Consider the following 15,499-nt stretch of genomic DNA (forward strand, 5'->3'; position numbering starts at 1 on the left):
TTGCGAGAGCGAGGCGAGCGGTCGTATCCGTGAGCCCGAAGCGACCCGTGTTGACGGGTCGTGAAGGCGAGAGCGAGGCGAGTACGGAGTCTTGTATTTCAAAAGAGCCGAGCGGTCGTATAATGTAAACTAATTGTCGTTGTTTTTTTCAACAACAAACATTTGCTTAACGTAGGTCTTTTTTCTTTTGCCTCTCATATATTATGTTCAGCATAACTATAATGTGAGGAGTACATTAATATGAAAAAATATTTTAGTACAGCCAAGATCGGGTTAGCTCTAACATTTGGACTAGCTTCCGGTGTATTTGCACAGGATTTCTGTACCAATGCTCAGCATTCCGGTCAGAAAGTGACGATTACCTCGAACCAGACTGGCAAAATCGGCGATATCGGTTACGAACTCTGGGACGAAAACGGTCATGGTGGTAGTGCTACCTTCTATAGCGATGGTTCCATGGATTGCAATATCACTGGTGCTAAGGACTATCTTTGCCGTGCAGGTCTTTCTCTTGGCAGTAACAAGACTTATAAGGAACTTGGTGGTGATATGATTGCCGAGTTCAAGCTTGTGAAGAGCGGTGCCCAGAATGTGGGTTACTCTTATATCGGTATCTATGGCTGGATGGAAGGTGTTTCTGGAACGCCTAGCCAATTGGTCGAATACTACGTGATTGATAACACCCTCGCCAATGACATGCCGGGTAGCTGGATTGGTAACGAAAGAAAGGGTACCATTACGGTTGACGGCGGTACCTATACTGTTTATCGCAATACCCGTACAGGTCCGGCTATTAAGAACAGCGGTAACGTGACGTTCTATCAGTATTTCAGCGTTCGTACCTCTCCGCGCGATTGCGGTACCATCAATATTTCCGAACACATGAGACAGTGGGAAAAGATGGGCATGTCCATGGGTAAGCTCTACGAAGCCAAGGTGCTTGGTGAAGCTGGTAACGTGAATGGCGAAGTCCGCGGTGGTCACATGGACTTCCCGCATGCCAAGGTCTATGTGAAAAACGGCTCTGATCCGGTTTCTTCCTCTTCTGTGAAGTCTAGCTCTTCTACGGATGCACCGAAATCCAGTTCCTCTAAGGGTAACGGCAACGTTTCTGGTAAAATTGACGCCTGCAAGGACGCTATGGGCCATGAAGGCAAAGAAACGAGAACTCAGGGTCAGAACAACTCTAGCGTGACGGGTAACGTCGGCAGTTCTCCGTACCACTATGAAATTTGGTATCAGGGTGGTAACAACTCCATGACGTTCTACGACAACGGTACTTATAAGGCAAGCTGGAATGGTACCAACGACTTCCTTGCTCGTGTCGGTTTCAAGTATGATGAAAAGCACACTTACGAAGAACTTGGCCCTATCGATGCCTACTACAAGTGGAGCAAGCAGGGTAGTGCTGGTGGCTACAACTACATCGGTATCTATGGCTGGACGGTGGATCCGCTCGTAGAATACTACATTGTTGATGACTGGTTCAATAAGCCGGGTGCAAACCTCCTCGGCCAGAGAAAGGGCGAATTTACGGTTGATGGTGACACCTACGAAATCTGGCAGAATACCCGTGTCCAGCAGCCCTCCATTAAGGGTACGCAGACCTTCCCGCAATACTTCAGCGTTCGTAAGAGTGCTCGTTCTTGCGGCCATATCGACATCACTGCCCACATGAAGAAGTGGGAAGAACTCGGCATGAAGATGGGGAAGATGTACGAAGCCAAGGTGCTCGTGGAAGCCGGTGGTGGCTCGGGATCCTTCGACGTGACCTACTTCAAGATGACCGATAAGGCTCATCCGCTTCCGCAGCCTGAATCCAGCTCTAGCGAAGCTAAGTCTAGCTCTTCGAAGAAGGTTGAATCTTCTAGCAGCACGATCGGAATTCACATGGTTTCGAGAACGCAGCTCAAGAGCGGTGAAGTTCAGGTGTTCGACATGCAGGGCCGTTACCTCGGCATTGTGAAGGTCGATGCAGGTGCTTCTGTGAACGAAGTGCTCAAGGCTAACTTCAAGAACTCCGGCATTTACATGGTGAAGCAGGGCGCATACATGCAGCGCTTCTCCGTGAAGTAAACTAGTCTCTCCTCCTAAGACTGTAAAAAACGCTCCCCGCCGGGGAGCGTTTTTGCATATATCGACAAGTGCTCCAGATGCTTGCGAGCGTATTGCGAAAAATCCGTTAAATGAGAAAAATGGAAAATGTTAAAATGCGGCGTGAACTGCTTAATAATGCCGCGGGAACGCTACGGGAATAGTTCGAAGATATCGCACGTTTTTACATACAAAAAAACGCGGGTCCCGAAACGGAACTCGCGTAAATACTTTGTCTAAAGTCGAAGATTACTTCTTAGATTTCCGTGAGCAAAAAGCGACCGGTATTAACCGGTCGCGGTTGCGAGAGCAAAGTCTTATTACAATCTTGTATTACTTCTTAGACTTTGCGGTCTTCTTAGGAGGATGAGCAGCGATCTTCTTCACGCTCTTGTCTTCTTCCTTAGCAGCCTTTTCAGCTTCCTTGAACATGGCTTCCACCTGTTCGAGAGCGCCGTTCGGATCTTCTTCGATAATTTCAGAAGCTTCGTCCACGAGCTCTGCGAATTCATCGTACCAGTCAGCGAAAATTTCGACTTCGAGGTGATCCACACCCGGAACGGTCAAGCGCACGCCGCAGCTTTCGCCAACGCGGTCGAGGAACTTTGCAATTTCCGGACGGAGGAGGGAGAGGTCAAGACCTTCGAGATCTTCCGGTTCCAAGAGAACGCCGTCGACCTTATCGTCATCTTCGGCCTTCTTGGACTTCTTGTCGCCCTTCTTGCACTTGCAGTTTTCACCGCAGCAGCATTCGTTGTTGAAGTCGCCGTTCATAGCGAGATATTCTTCATCGTCGATGCCACTGTCGTAGTAGAATTCGTCGTCTTCCAGATAAAGTGTTTCAACGAAGATGCTCTTTGCGCCGAGAGTCTTGGCTGCTGCCAAGAATTCCTTGAGGTCGCCGCCGAAGTAGCGAGTGGCTTCGGCTTCTTCGTTCAGAGTCTGCACCGGAATCGGAAGAAGCTTCTGCTTCTTGATGTGTTCGCAGACCAAGTCGGTAACGGATTTTTCATTCTTAGCCATTGTGATTCTCCTGTTAAAAAAGTCTTCCTACATGTCTATTAGACATGATACTTCTTCAAGCTGGTTGCCTTTTCGTCGATAAGCTTCATGATGCGTGCAACAGCGTCTGCGCCGTTTGCTGTGTCCTTCACGCTGACGAGCGGCTGGAACAACGGGCTGTTGAAGAGCGTTCCGAGAGGAATCGGGTTCTTGCGGCAGAACGTGGCGTCGATGTAGTCGCGTGCAGCCTTTTGCAAGTTGTGAGCCTTGTCCTTGTCGCCAGCCTGGAAAGCCTTGTAGAGGTCAACGAAAGTCTTGCAAGCTTCCGGGATGTTGCCCGTTGCGCTCACGATACCCGTGCCGCCCATTTCGAGGAGGTCAGCAAAGAGACCGTCTTCACCGCTCATCACAGCGAAGTCCTTGCCCTTCGTTTCCTTGATGACGCGCATCGTGTCTTCGTGGAACTTTTCGCCAAAACCAAATTCAACCGCCTGCTTGAGACCGATGATGTTCTTGTCTTCGGCAAGAGCAATCAAGGTGTCCGGATGAACGTAGCTGGAGGTGCGGCCCGGAACGTTGTAAATAACGATCTTTGCACCCGTTTCGCTACTGAGCGTCTGGTAGTGCTTGAGCAAGCCTTCCTGCGGCGGATTGTTGTAGTAACCAGTTACGCAGAGGACTGCCACCGGAGCAATCTTCAAAACGTTTTCGATCATCTCGATAGATTCGCGCGTGCAGTTGGAGCCTGCGCCTGCAATCACGGGAACGCGACCGTCAACGTAGTCGAGCGTGAACTTAATGATATCCAAGTGCTGCTGCGGAGAGACCGTTGCACTCTGGCCCGTCGTCACGGCGGGGAGCACACCACTAGCACCAGCTGCAATAACATCGTCAATCATCTGCCCCATCTTCTTGTAGTCGATGGAGTTGCGAAGGTTCTTAGGATCGTCGTTCTTGAGCGGGGTGAACAACGCGGGGAAAACACCAGTAAGTTGAGAAGCGTTTGTAATTTGCATAGTGACCTAAATATAGTATTAGAAGGAAGACAAAGGACGAAATATGAACGAAAAATATGGCGAAATTAAAGGCTTGTAAATCAAGAGTTGTAGCTTGAAAAAAACGTCATTGCGAGGAGCGAAGCAGAGCCTGCCACGAGCAAAGCGTGGTGGCGGCAATCTAGTTAAGGTGGATGGGGTAGTTTTATGTTGGGACTTTGTTCAAAATGCGGCTTGCTGAAATTTGAAATTTTTACAGGAATTGTAACCCCCTTAATTTTGCGCTTCTTCCGCCTATCTTTTGTCTCCTTCTTGCTGTAGTTTTTCTAAATTTTGCGCGTTAAAACTAAAAAGGAACCGTTATGGAAAACATTACCCAGATTTGGAAAAAGATTCAGTCCCCCGAATTCAACCCGGCTACCGATATGAACCTGGTTGAAACCGTGAAGCAGGTCGCTTTGACCTCCCAGGAACCGGCTAAGGTCAGCTTTGGTACCTCCGGCTGGCGCGGTGAAATCGGTTCTGAATTCACGCTCCGCAACTTGCAGGTTGTCGGTGCTGCTATTGTGCGTTTGTACAAGGAAGCAACTCCGGAACTTTTCGCTGCTCTGGGTGTCAAGGACTTTGCTGAACTTCAGAAGCGCGGTGTGGTCGTTGGCCATGACAACCGTTTGCTCGGTCACGAATTCTGCGAAGCTGTCGCAGACCAGTTTGCAAAGGCTGGCGTGAAGGTTTACTACGGTGGCGAAATGCCGACTCCGGAATTCTCCGCTGCAATTGAAATGCTCGGTGCCGCATGCTCCATCAACATGACTCCGAGCCACAACCCGAGCCATTACAATGGTATTAAGTTCAATCCGGCTGACGGCGGTCCTGCTGGTCCGGAAATCACGAACGTCATCACCAAGCTTTCTAACGAAATGATGGCTACTTGGAAGTTTGAACCGGTCTCCAAGGTTGACTGGGAAATTATCGACTCCCTCAAGATTTATAAGGAATTCCTCGTGAAGCAGGGAACGATCAAGTTCGACCGCATCAAGGAATTCATCAAGAAGGGGCGCCTCACGCTTGTGTGTGACCACGTTCACGGTTCTACCCGTCGCCGCCCGGCTGCTCTCCTCGACAATCCGGAATGCCTCATCACGCTCCGCAACGAAGACGATTCTTTGTTCGGTGGTATCGCACCGGAACCGTCCAGCAAGAACCTTGAAAAGGTTCGCAAGGTCCTCGACGAAAGCAAGTCCTGGTTCCGTCTTGGTGCAATCTTTGACCCGGATGGTGACCGTATCCGTTTCTACGATGGCACTCGTGAAATCGACATGAACCAGTTCGGTGCAATCGCTTTCCACTACATGGCAACCTGGCGCAAGGAACAGGGCTGCGTGGCTAAGTCCGTTGCAACTTCCAACTTCGTGAACATCATCGCTGAAAAGCTTGGCGTGCCTGTCATGGAAACTCCGGTGGGCTTCAAGAACTTCCGCCCGTGGCTCTCTCGCAATGCCAAGCAGAAGGCTCTCGTTGCATTCGAAGAATCTGACGGTATCTCTGGCCTCAACAACACGCTCGAAAAGGACGCTCAGTTCGGTCTCCTCATCGCTCTCGAAATTCTTGCTACGACAGGCAAGAACCTCGGCGAATACCTCGATGCTTTGTACGAAGAATACGGCCGCTTCTATCCGACCCGTTCTGGTTTCGAAGTGGACAAGTCCCTCGTTGGCGAACCGCTCAAGGCTAAGGTGAACGCCATTGCCGATATCGCTAAGCCGGGTGCAAAGGTCATGGTCGGTGCAAATGAAAAGACTGTGAAGCAGCTCCTCACGCTCGATGGCGTGAAGGTCATCTTCGACGATGATTCTTGGATGCTCGTGCGCCCGTCCGGTACGGAACCGAAGGTTCGTATCTATACGGAATGCCGTAACCCGGATGAAAAGGATCCGATGTTCGAAGCTGCAAAGGCTTTGTTCTTCAAGAACTAAGGACAAATTAAGCGAATTGGATTAGGGAAATGAAAAAAATTCTAACGGTCATCTTCCTTGCGTGTGCATTCGTGTTCGCGCAGGAAGGCTCTCTTAAGCCGGGATTCCAGGCTTTCTCTGGTGCTTTGATCAAGCTCAAGAAGGCTGAACACGGCTTCCACAAGTTTAGGCTCAGAGTCGATGTGGCTCCTTGGGCATTCCTTGCGGAAGGTGAAGTCCAGGCCCCCGGTGGAGATTCTGATGTCCTTATAACGGCTCTTTTCGATAGAGCTCTTTACGCTGTGCTTGCCTACATTCCGGACAAGATTGCTGCCGGTTCCGATGGTGAAGAATACAACGTGGGCTTCTTCGATATGATGCTTTATTACGACGAAGAACCGACTAGAATTCGTAACTTGTCGTTCAAACTTTTGCCGCCTGCAAACGACAGCTGGGCACAGAGCATTTTGGATGATGCTCTCCAGTCTGGCTCGCTTCTCGGTAGAATCTGGAGCGGTAAGTACGAACGTGAAATTACAAAGGCGTCCGCTGTTCCTATAGACAAGACTAAGCTTGTCGATATGCAGCAGAAGCGCAAAGAGGCGAAGGCTCTCGAAGCAGAACGTAAGGCTCGCGAAGAGTCTGAACGTAGAGCTAGGATGCAGAGCGAAAAGGTGAAAATCAAGTCCAAAAAGCAAGATAGCTCGTTGGATTGCTCTAGCCGCAAGCTTAGCGCAAAGCAGAAACGCCTCTGCAAGATGAACAAGAAGTAGAACTTTTTTAAATTTAAGCAAAAACCAACTAGAGGTAAATTATGTCCGGTCACTCCAAATGGGCCACCACCAAACGCAAGAAAGCCAAAACCGACGTTGCTCGCGCTAAGGCTTGGAACAAACTCATTAAGGAAATCTCCATTGCTGCTAAGCTCGGCGGCGGCAACCCTGATGCAAACCCGCGTCTCCGTGCTGCTATCCTCAAGTCCAAGAGCCAGAGCTTGCCGACCAAGAACATCGAAAGTGCAATCGCCAAGGGTACGGGTGCTAACTCCGGTACCGAAATGACGGAACCGTTGTACGAAGGACGCGGCCCGGCAGGCATCGCTATCATGGTGCAGTGCATGACCGACAACAAGGTCCGTACGGTTGCTGAAATCCGTAACATCTTCAACAAGAACAACGGCTCCATGGGCGAATCCGGTTCCGTTTCTTGGGCATTCACCTACAAGGGCGTGATTGTCGTTGATGCTGAAAAGTATCCGGAAGATCAGATTATGGACCTCGTTCTCGAAGCTGGTGCAGAAGACATGAGCACGGAAGATGGCGTTCATGAAATCTCTACTTCTCCGGAAGCTTTCGATGCTGTTTCCAAGGCTCTCGAAGCTGCTGGCATCGAAATGATGAGCGCTGAACTCAGCTACGTTCCGAATGATCCGGTTAAGCTCGGTCATGACGACGCTGTGAAGCTCCTCAAGCTCATCGACAAGTTCGAAGATCACGACGACGTTCAGGAAGTCTATCACAACGCCGAAATCGACGAAGCTGACATGGACGCAGAATAGGTTTTCTTTTAAAACCTTTAAAAAGCCGATTGCCCCAAGCAGTCGGTTTTTTTGTTATTGACTTAACGTCAACGGAAATTTTGAAAGCGCACTTTGAAATGCTTTGATTTGCGATAGCTTGTTTGTATATTAAGAAAAAAGGAGGATCTTATGAATATTCGCAAATTTTGGCGATTGAGTTGTTTGACTGTTGCCTCGTTTTTTTGGGCGAGTTGCTCGGAATCAAATCCGCAGTTCCCCATGGCTCAGGCGGCAAATCCAGATTCATCGGCGGATGCGAATGGGGGCGGTTTGGACGATGAATCTTCAAGTTCTGCCGTAGCTCCTGAATCGAGTTCTGCTGCAGAAATTGAATCAGGTTCCGCCGATACTCCGCCACCTCCTAGTTCCTCGTCTACAGTGTCTGAGATGAGCTCATCTAGTGAAACGCCTTCTTTGGGTAGTTCTAGTTCATTAATTGCTGGAAGTTCCTCTAGTGCTGCGAGCTATATCTTGGCTAGAGATCCTTCTGTGACTTGCTATGCTAATTCTTATATGGGAACGACGGCTTGCAGTAGTACAAAAGATATTTCTTGTGAAGATTATAAAAAGTATTTGGGTTCAGATACAACTTTGTCCGAAAAAATTATCTCAAGATGGGAAAGTGCTCTCCAATCTTGCGGTGCTGTTAAGGACTTGTTTCGGGAAGAAACGCTTTATGGCATCTCTTATGGGGGCTGCCCAAGGCGTATGTTTGTGGACATGAAATGTTCTAATGACAGCTCTTATAGCGATGTTATATTAGATGGGAAAAATTTCTATACGAGCCAAAAAGAATATGATGTGGCTCATGGCGTCGCGCCAGATGTTGTTGTAAAAAATTGCCCGCAGGGAGATTTTGCCTTATTTACGGATGTCCTTGCTGATGTGCAGAAAAAATTGTATGAGATTGTTTCTGAAAAGTTCATGCAAGATATTGTGAGATCAGAAAACGAGCAAAAATATTTAGAAAGTCTTTTGGATGGTGAAAACAAAACGTTGAAAGGACGCTTAGCTCCCTATACTGAAGATAGTGGGGAAGGGAATGATTCTCGGTTGAGAATGTATTCTGGTTACTGGTTTGATGGCTATATCGCCAAAACAAAAACTTGCGAAGATGGCACGCCTGTAATAACGGAACGCTATCAGGAAAAATACGATGCGATTCTTGCGGAATGCCTTGAGCTTATTGAGAAAGAATTAAAAAAGGCTGAATAAAATTTTGTTTCATGTTCCTGGAAATTCAATTTGTAAAATAAAACATCTCGCGTATGAATTTATTTGAGCAAATTGTATATTGTTAAAAAAGGAGAAAATGGGAATGAGAAACATAAAAAGTTTATTCTTGTCTGGACTGGCTGTTGCTTTTGTGATGGGACTTGGTACGGCTCAAGCAAAAGAATGGGAACAGTCTTTTATAGTGAATTTGAGTTCCTCGGATTATATTGATAATCCTGTTTGGGGATTTTCTAAAGACAGCGTTGTTTTTGAAAATGGCAAAGGCTATAGTGTTTGGCAGTGGGATGCTGCTTGCGTTTGTGGCATTTTATATGGGGCTTGTAATTTTACAATGAAAAACGTCGCCTTTTTTGAATATGACCAAAATTTTTGGAGTGTCAATTCAAAGGATGCTTTAAAAGAAGGGACTACTCTCGATTTGAATGATTCTTTGGCTTTTTATGAGGAACGGGACGGTAGTTGGCATTCCTTGACGGAATCATATAAGCACTCATTAAAAAATAGTACGGCGAATGATACGAATTATTTTGTGTATAAAAAGGACTCTTCGTATTACGCGTTGTGCCAATATATAACTGTGTACGATACGGTGTATGATTGGAATTATAGGGTGACAAAGCAAGGATTCCCGGCTTATTATGTTCACCAATGTATTTTCCAAGATGACGGAACGCCCACGTTTAGCAAAATTCCGTCATATAGCGGCGAATTGCCTGTTGGAAAAGGTGTTTTGCCGCCTTCACCTATTGTAAAACCAGTTCGTAATAGGAATAAAGTTAAGCCAGTTGCAAAACCGTATTTAGTCAACGGAAAAACTGCTAAAGGGAATGCCGCTTTCGGCATCCGCGTTGAAAAAGAACGGATTTATCGTCCCAGCGTTTCTCGGTAGCTGTGGACTGCGTCTTTGTACTTGCTCACAGCTTCTGCAATGCGGTCGGCGAGGTCTTGCTGGCCAGCCTTGGTCATCATGTAGGCTTCGTCTTCTTCGTTGCTGATAAAGCCAAGTTCAATGAGCACTGCAGGCATCATGGCACCGACGAGAACCATAAATCCGGCACCGCCGACGCCTGTGTTCATCTTCTTGATTTTCCCGCCATCGAAACTGTCTAGCAATTTTTCCGTGAATAGGTAACTAGTTTGTTTGTACTGTTCGAGGCGAGCTTCGAGCTTGAACCATTCCAACGGTGAAAGTTCGTCCTTGGCATTTTTTTCGCCGTAGAGCGTGGCGACTGCGTTTTCACGACGGGCTATAGCCTTGTCTTCTTCGCTTTCCGGGGCGCGCAGTACGTAGAACTGGTAACCTTGGATTATCTTTTTACGTTCTTCGGTTGCATCGATGGCATTGCAGTGCAGGCTGATGAAAAGGTCGCCATCCCATTGGTTCGCCAAGTTTGCTCGTTGGCGCAGTTCAATGAAAACATCCTTGCTGCGGGTGAGCTTCACGTTGAAGCCTTCGTCTGCAAGGTTCTTGCGCAAAAGCTTTGCAACGGCAAGAACGATATCTTTTTCTTGGGACTTCTTGCCCGAAGCGCCTGGGTCTTTGCCTCCGTGTCCGGGGTCAATTACGATGGTGCGAACTTCGCGGCTGCCTGCAATTTCTTGTTTGGGAGCCTTCGGTTTGACAACGACTGGCTGTGCAGGTTTCTGTTCGGCGGGCTTTGTAACAGGCTTCGCCGGCGCAGTTTCATTTGCTTTGGTTTGTGCGGTCTCGGTCTTTGTGACAGGGACTGCCGCGACTTTATTGGAAATCTTTTTTGCATCGTTTTCTGCAATCCAGATATGTCCATTTTCAAGTTGCGGTGCTTGCGAAAGTTCTGTCGTACGACCATTGCGAGTCATGTACGGAATGCCAACGGCAAACTTGATCGTATCCTTGGCGGAAACAATCGAAAAAGTTTTTTGTACGGGATACCAGCGGAACGACCCCTTGACTTCGCGAGCAATCGACTCCACATCGACCCTGGCTGATGCCGCTAGGGTGAGGCTACATGCGAACAGTAGCAAAGCAATAATTAGCGATGGGCTTTTGCAGCGCGAGCCATTTCCATTTTGGCGTCGCGGACTAGAATGTCCTGTCGCTTGTCGTGTTGATCCTTGCCTCGGCATATTCCTACTTCGAGTTTTGCAATACGGTTCTTAAAGTACATTTTCAGCGGAATGATGGTACAACCTTTCAATTCCTTTGCCTTACGCATCTTCTGGATTTCGTGCGTGTGGGCGAGGAGCTTTCTTCTGCGTGCAGGGAAATGGTTGAAACGATTCGCGAAAAGGTATTCGTCAATGTGTGCACCGACAAGCCAAAGTTCGTCCTTGTTCTCGTCGATATCGATCCATGCTTCGCCCAGTGTGCATTTGCCATCGCGGATAGATTTGACTTCCGACCCGATAAGCATGATTCCTACTTCAAAAGTTTCATCCACAAAGTAAAGGTGATTTGCCTTTCTGTTTTGGATAACGGGCGTACTAGATTCTTTCTTTGCCATCTTTAGGAACAAAAGCCTCTTCTTCTAAGTCGAAAGGAAGCTTATTGATTTTTTCGATTAAATCCTTGCTAGGTTCGAAAACCGGACGCGTTTGGGCGGGGATATTGACCAGCTCGCCAGTCTTGGGGTTCCGGGTGCGGCGTTCCTTGCGCTGTTTATTTTTGAAGCGACCGAATCCACGCAATTCAATATTGCTTCCTTCGATAACGGAATTAGAAATCGCGTTGATGAGTTCTTCCACGATGACTTTGGTTTTTACTTGCGTAAAACCGGTCTGGGAAGCGATTTCATCAACGAGTTCCTTCTTAGTTATGTTGGACTGAGTCGCCTTCATATTAAAGAATTTACAATAATTTTAAGCAACTGTTACGCTTTTTTGCTCCAACCGATGCTTTTTTTGTGCATATGGGGCACTGCAGCATCCAAAGCTTGTTGCAATTCGGCGCAACCTTCGCCTGTCACTGCCGATGTGATGACCACTTTCTGGCGGTGCTTCTTGAATTCCTTGATAGCGTTTTCGATGCCGAGGTCGCTCTTGTTGAGCGCTACGACAAAGTTCTTTTCGGCAAGCTTCGGGTGGAATGCCTTGAGCTCTTCCTTCAAGACCTTGAACTGTTCGTAGGCGTTTTCGGCAAAGCCGTCAATCACAAAGAGCAACGTGTGCGTACGTTCGATGTGCTTGAGGAACTGGTGGCCAAGGCCCTTGCCTTCGCTTGCGCCTTCCAAGAGACCCGGAATATCGGCAACCACAAAGCTGTGGCCGTTCACCTGGACGATGCCGAGCACCGGTTCAAGCGTTGTAAACGGATAGTCGCCAACTTTTGGACGTCCGCTAGAAATTTTGTTCACGAGACTGGACTTGCCTGCGTTCGGGAAGCCCACGAGACCCACGTCTGCCATGAGCTTGAGTTCGAGGAACAGCTGGCGGACTTCGCCCTTTTCACCCGGAGTGCATTTGCGCGGAGCCTGCACTTTCGGGGTTGCGAAATGCTGGTTGCCCATGCCGCCCTTGCCGCCGCGAGCCGCAATCCACTTCTGGCCCGGTTCGGTCAGGTCCGTGAGGATATGGCCCTGTTCGTCCTTGACGATTGTGCCACGCGGAACGCTAATGATTAAATCTTCGGCAGATGCGCCGGAGCAGCGCTTTGCGCCGCCGGGCTGACCGCTTTTTGCCTTGTAAATGTGCGTATTGCCCATGTCGAGGAGCGTGGTGTACTGCTCGTTCACCTGCAAAATCACGTGACCGCCACGACCGCCATCACCGCCATCGGGACCGCCGAGGGGAACAAACTTTTCACGATGGAAACTGCAGATGCCGTCACCGCCTCTGCCGGAGCGAACTTCAATATTTTTTTCGTCTAAGAACATAGCCCAAATTTAGAAATTTTTGTGATTTGTGGAAGAGGGGAGGGCGTGTCATTCCCTACTTGATGGGCAATCTCCTTTGGTGGAGCCTCAGGCTCACTTTATCTTTTGTAAAATCTTTTGATTCTTGCAAACGGTTGTTGACAAAATAAATCGCTTGACGAACGACCCCTTGTTTTTGAAATTTCATCATTTTATATTATAGGAACACACCTTAGTAGTGTGTTGCCGGGTTTCACCTGTCTAGTGATTCTCCATAGTTATTATATGCGTTACTTATATGAAAAATAAAGGACAATGCTATGGCTAGACCGATTCGTGAAACTCCGATTCTTTATGGCGAGGATGCTCGTCGTTTTCTTGAAAACATGAAAATTCGTCGACCGGAAACTCCAGAAGCTCGTGCCCAGCGCTTGCGCGATTACGAGTTTATGAAAAAGGCTTACGAACGTGGTATGGCTGAACAGCGTGCCCGAGAAGTAGCTAATGGAGGTTTTGATCCATGGTTCAAGAAGGTATAGATACAGAAAAATTAAGTTTTATTCGGATTCGACCATCTTATTCCGTCAAACAATTTAATTGTGGCGATCGCGATTTGGATGATTTCATTCTGAATCGTGCGCCCGCATTCCAAAAGCATTTGCTTGCAGTAAGCTATGCTTGTACCGATTCTAGTACAGGTCAAGTATTGGCTTATTGTAGCCTAGCAAATGACAGAGTTGCATTGGACAATTTTAGGGATAAAACAGAATTCAATCGGTTCCGAAAGAAGAGCGGGTTCCCGAACGAAAAACGTTTAAAAAGCTATCCTGCGGTCAAACTTTGCCGCTTGGGTGTAGATGTCTCGGCTAAAAAGCATCGAATAGGGACGACAATCCTCAATTACATCAAGTCAATGTTTGTTATTGACAACAAGACTGGTTGTAGATTTTTGACGGTGGATGCGTATTTGAACGCTGTTCCTTTTTATGAAAAGAATGGCTTTCGATTTATGAATTCTGAAGATGACGATCCGCATACAAGGTTGATGTACTTTGACCTTATGGATTTGGTTGCATAAATTTCACCTCCAAAAACAAAAAACGCCAAAACTCATAGAGTTTTGGCGCTTTTTGAAATTTAACGGGTGACGAATGCGGATTAAACTAATCCGATCGTTTCGTCGAGGCCGAGCGCGATATTCATGTTTTGAATAGCAGCGCCGCTAGCACCCTTGCCGAGGTTGTCGATAATCGTTGTCACCTGCATCATGTTCTCGTTGCCGAATACCTGGATGCGGGCGTTGTTCGTATCGTTACAGACAGTCGGGTCCAAGCGGCCGTTGAACAGCACCGGAGCTGCTTCGTACGGCAAGACCTTCACGAACTTCGAACCTTCGTAATGCTTGGCGAGGATTTCGGTCAAGTCCTGCGGACCGACCTTCTTCGTGAGCATGTTCGGGAAGATAGCGACCGTCACGGCCATACCCTTGTAGTATGGGCCAAGCACCGGGTTGAAGAACGGAACATTTTCAAGTTCGCAGTACTTCTTCATTTCAGGGAGGTGCTTGTGGGCGAGCGCAAGCGCGTACGGGGCGGGAGCCATGATTGCCTTGGATTCACCGGCCTTGTGGCTCAAGTTTTCTTCGGCTTCGTATTCGGCAATGAGCTTCTTGCCACCGCCGGAGTAACCGGTGATGCTGTAAGCGGCGAGGTTTGCGCTCTTCGGGAGGATTCCCGATGCAATGAGCGGGTGCACACCGAGGATAAAGCCCGAGGCATGGCAACCGGGGTTTGCAATGCGCTTGCTCTTGGAAATCGCTTCGCGCTGGGCGGTCGAAAGTTCCGGCATACCGTATGTCCAAGCCGGGTTCACGCGGTGAGCCGTGGAGGCGTCGATGATGCGTGTGTCCGGATTCGTGCAGAGGGCGGCGCTTTCCATGGAGGCGGCATCCGGGAGGCAGAGGAAGGTCACGTCAGAAGCGTTGATCATCTTCTGGCGTTCGTTCACGTCCTTGCGGAGTTCCGGATTGATCTTGAGAATTTCGAGATCGTTACGCTTGGCTAAGCGTTCGTAAATTTGCAGGCCGGTTGTTCCTGCTTCGCCATCTACAAATATCTTGAACATTTTTAGGTATTAGGTTTTAGGTTGTAGGTTTTAGGTGTGCTTATCGGGGTTTTAGGGGCGGAGCCCCTAGGCGAAGGGGTGGCGAGCGACGGAGTTTTCGGAGTGCGAGCCAGGGGAAGGCTTTCCCCCTTCTTTCGTCTCTCGTCTGTAGGCTCGTAGAGCCGTTCTTTCGTCTACTTATCCGCGCCGCAGCACTTCTTGTATTTCTTGCCAGAACCGCACGGGCACGGGTCGTTACGGCCAACAACCGGACCTTCGTGACGGATGGTTTCCTGCTTCACGGCACGACCGTCATAGAAGAACCATGCACCGCCGACCTTGTGGAATTCGCCAAGTTCGTGGTGGTTGCGGGTGATGTTGCCCTGCTTGAAGCGAGCGACAAATTCGACCCAGCCGATGTTCTTTTCTTCTTCGGTCTTGGTCTGCTTGATTTCGATGCCGAGCCATTCGGACTGACGGCTCCAAGCTTCTACGCTCGGTTCGTCAAAGTCGTCGCGCTGCGTTGCTTCGAGGGAGTCCTTGAGCCATGCGATTTCGTGCTTTGCGTAAGCGGTATAGCGAGAGCGCATCAATGCTTCGGGGGACGGGGCGAGAGCTGTCTTCTTAATGATTGGTTCGCAGCAGTCGCAGTATGCTTTGCCAGAACCGCAGGGACATAAATCGTTTGCCATAGTAAAAATCCTT

The 15,499-nt window shown here is 48.6% G+C and carries 16 protein-coding genes; 8 read left to right on the forward strand and 8 right to left on the reverse strand.

All coding sequences use genetic code 11. From position 1 onward, the window contains the following. Positions 1-240: 240 nt before the first annotated feature. On the forward strand, positions 241-2,076 hold the full coding sequence (locus tag BUA34_RS01240) for a glycoside hydrolase family 11 protein (RefSeq protein ID WP_072826928.1): 1,836 nt from the start codon (positions 241-243) through the stop codon (positions 2,074-2,076). Between the two features lie 351 nt (positions 2,077-2,427). Here the strand turns inward: BUA34_RS01240 and BUA34_RS01245 are convergent, their stop codons facing one another. Further along, positions 2,428-3,117 (reverse strand): hypothetical protein, encoded by a 690-nt coding sequence (locus BUA34_RS01245; protein WP_072826929.1) that lies wholly within the window; start codon positions 3,115-3,117, stop codon positions 2,428-2,430. Between the two features lie 38 nt (positions 3,118-3,155). After that, entirely contained in the window at positions 3,156-4,112 is a 957-nt protein-coding gene (gene dapA, locus BUA34_RS01250) for a 4-hydroxy-tetrahydrodipicolinate synthase (RefSeq protein ID WP_072826930.1), read from the reverse strand. Between the two features lie 341 nt (positions 4,113-4,453). Between dapA and BUA34_RS01255 the strand changes: the two genes are divergently transcribed. The 5 genes from BUA34_RS01255 to BUA34_RS01275 all read left to right on the forward strand — a co-directional run bounded on the left by BUA34_RS01255 (position 4,454) and on the right by BUA34_RS01275 (position 9,750). Further along, positions 4,454-6,067: a phosphohexomutase domain-containing protein gene (locus tag BUA34_RS01255; protein WP_072826931.1), complete on the forward strand. Its 1,614-nt coding sequence runs from the start codon at positions 4,454-4,456 to the stop codon at positions 6,065-6,067. Positions 6,068-6,096: 29 nt separating this feature from the next. Further along, positions 6,097-6,819, forward strand: coding sequence for a hypothetical protein (locus BUA34_RS01260; RefSeq protein ID WP_072826932.1), 723 nt, complete (start codon positions 6,097-6,099; stop codon positions 6,817-6,819). Between the two features lie 41 nt (positions 6,820-6,860). Beyond that, positions 6,861-7,604: a YebC/PmpR family DNA-binding transcriptional regulator gene (locus tag BUA34_RS01265; protein ID WP_072826933.1), complete on the forward strand. Its 744-nt coding sequence runs from the start codon at positions 6,861-6,863 to the stop codon at positions 7,602-7,604. Between the two features lie 150 nt (positions 7,605-7,754). After that, a complete protein-coding gene (locus tag BUA34_RS01270) occupies positions 7,755-8,840 on the forward strand; it encodes a hypothetical protein (protein WP_072826934.1) in 1,086 nt (361 codons plus the stop codon). 103 nt (positions 8,841-8,943) lie between these two features. Further along, positions 8,944-9,750: a hypothetical protein gene (locus BUA34_RS01275; protein ID WP_072827177.1), complete on the forward strand. Its 807-nt coding sequence runs from the start codon at positions 8,944-8,946 to the stop codon at positions 9,748-9,750. Here the strand turns inward: BUA34_RS01275 and BUA34_RS01280 are convergent. Genes BUA34_RS01280 through obgE form a run of 4 tightly spaced genes read right to left on the reverse strand, consistent with a single transcriptional unit; the run spans position 9,726 to position 12,712 of the window. Continuing rightward, on the reverse strand, positions 9,726-10,814 hold the full coding sequence (locus BUA34_RS01280; RefSeq protein ID WP_072826935.1) for an N-acetylmuramoyl-L-alanine amidase: 1,089 nt from the start codon (positions 10,812-10,814) through the stop codon (positions 9,726-9,728). The genes BUA34_RS01275 and BUA34_RS01280 overlap by 25 nt on opposite strands. Before the next feature lie 59 nt (positions 10,815-10,873). After that, a complete protein-coding gene (gene smpB / locus BUA34_RS01285; protein WP_072826936.1) occupies positions 10,874-11,344 on the reverse strand; it encodes an SsrA-binding protein SmpB in 471 nt (156 codons plus the stop codon). Continuing rightward, positions 11,325-11,678: an HU family DNA-binding protein gene (locus BUA34_RS01290; RefSeq protein ID WP_072826937.1), complete on the reverse strand. Its 354-nt coding sequence runs from the start codon at positions 11,676-11,678 to the stop codon at positions 11,325-11,327. The genes smpB and BUA34_RS01290 overlap by 20 nt, the downstream gene beginning before the upstream one ends. Positions 11,679-11,710: 32 nt before the next feature. After that, positions 11,711-12,712 carry a GTPase ObgE gene (gene obgE / locus BUA34_RS01295; RefSeq protein WP_012820189.1) on the reverse strand — a complete coding sequence of 334 codons (1,002 nt, stop codon included), beginning with the start codon at positions 12,710-12,712 and terminating at the stop codon, positions 11,711-11,713. A 299-nt stretch (positions 12,713-13,011) separates the two neighbouring features. Between obgE and BUA34_RS01300 the strand changes: the two genes are divergently transcribed. Both BUA34_RS01300 and BUA34_RS01305 read left to right on the forward strand, forming a co-directional pair. After that, positions 13,012-13,230 (forward strand): hypothetical protein, encoded by a 219-nt coding sequence (locus tag BUA34_RS01300; RefSeq protein ID WP_072826938.1) that lies wholly within the window; start codon positions 13,012-13,014, stop codon positions 13,228-13,230. Next, positions 13,212-13,769: a GNAT family N-acetyltransferase gene (locus BUA34_RS01305; RefSeq protein ID WP_072826939.1), complete on the forward strand. Its 558-nt coding sequence runs from the start codon at positions 13,212-13,214 to the stop codon at positions 13,767-13,769. Before BUA34_RS01300 ends, BUA34_RS01305 begins: the two co-directional genes overlap by 19 nt. Before the next feature lie 80 nt (positions 13,770-13,849). Here BUA34_RS01305 and argC read toward each other — a convergent pair whose 3' ends face one another. Together argC and BUA34_RS01315 are read right to left on the reverse strand one after the other, a co-directional pair. After that, positions 13,850-14,815, reverse strand: a complete 966-nt coding sequence (argC, locus tag BUA34_RS01310) for an N-acetyl-gamma-glutamyl-phosphate reductase (protein ID WP_072826940.1) — start codon at positions 14,813-14,815, stop codon at positions 13,850-13,852. A gap of 173 nt (positions 14,816-14,988) precedes the next feature. Continuing rightward, on the reverse strand, positions 14,989-15,486 hold the full coding sequence (locus BUA34_RS01315) for a YchJ family protein (RefSeq protein WP_072826941.1): 498 nt from the start codon (positions 15,484-15,486) through the stop codon (positions 14,989-14,991). Between the last annotated feature and the right edge of the window lie 13 nt (positions 15,487-15,499).

Origin of the sequence: Fibrobacter sp. UWB12 (assembly GCF_900142485.1) — a bacterium.
Lineage (GTDB): Bacteria > Fibrobacterota > Fibrobacteria > Fibrobacterales > Fibrobacteraceae > Fibrobacter.

Coding starts and splice junctions, on each gene's coding strand:
- BUA34_RS01240 (WP_072826928.1), top strand. CDS start 241: ATGAAAAAATATTTTAGTACAGCCAAGATCGGGTTAGCTCTAACATTT.
- BUA34_RS01245 (WP_072826929.1), bottom strand. CDS start 3,117: ATGGCTAAGAATGAAAAATCCGTTACCGACTTGGTCTGCGAACACATC.
- dapA (WP_072826930.1), bottom strand. CDS start 4,112: ATGCAAATTACAAACGCTTCTCAACTTACTGGTGTTTTCCCCGCGTTG.
- BUA34_RS01255 (WP_072826931.1), top strand. CDS start 4,454: ATGGAAAACATTACCCAGATTTGGAAAAAGATTCAGTCCCCCGAATTC.
- BUA34_RS01260 (WP_072826932.1), top strand. CDS start 6,097: ATGAAAAAAATTCTAACGGTCATCTTCCTTGCGTGTGCATTCGTGTTC.
- BUA34_RS01265 (WP_072826933.1), top strand. CDS start 6,861: ATGTCCGGTCACTCCAAATGGGCCACCACCAAACGCAAGAAAGCCAAA.
- BUA34_RS01270 (WP_072826934.1), top strand. CDS start 7,755: ATGAATATTCGCAAATTTTGGCGATTGAGTTGTTTGACTGTTGCCTCG.
- BUA34_RS01275 (WP_072827177.1), top strand. CDS start 8,944: ATGAGAAACATAAAAAGTTTATTCTTGTCTGGACTGGCTGTTGCTTTT.
- smpB (WP_072826936.1), bottom strand. CDS start 11,344: ATGGCAAAGAAAGAATCTAGTACGCCCGTTATCCAAAACAGAAAGGCA.
- BUA34_RS01290 (WP_072826937.1), bottom strand. CDS start 11,678: ATGAAGGCGACTCAGTCCAACATAACTAAGAAGGAACTCGTTGATGAA.
- obgE (WP_012820189.1), bottom strand. CDS start 12,712: ATGTTCTTAGACGAAAAAAATATTGAAGTTCGCTCCGGCAGAGGCGGT.
- BUA34_RS01300 (WP_072826938.1), top strand. CDS start 13,012: ATGGCTAGACCGATTCGTGAAACTCCGATTCTTTATGGCGAGGATGCT.
- BUA34_RS01305 (WP_072826939.1), top strand. CDS start 13,212: ATGGTTCAAGAAGGTATAGATACAGAAAAATTAAGTTTTATTCGGATT.
- argC (WP_072826940.1), bottom strand. CDS start 14,815: ATGTTCAAGATATTTGTAGATGGCGAAGCAGGAACAACCGGCCTGCAA.
- BUA34_RS01315 (WP_072826941.1), bottom strand. CDS start 15,486: ATGGCAAACGATTTATGTCCCTGCGGTTCTGGCAAAGCATACTGCGAC.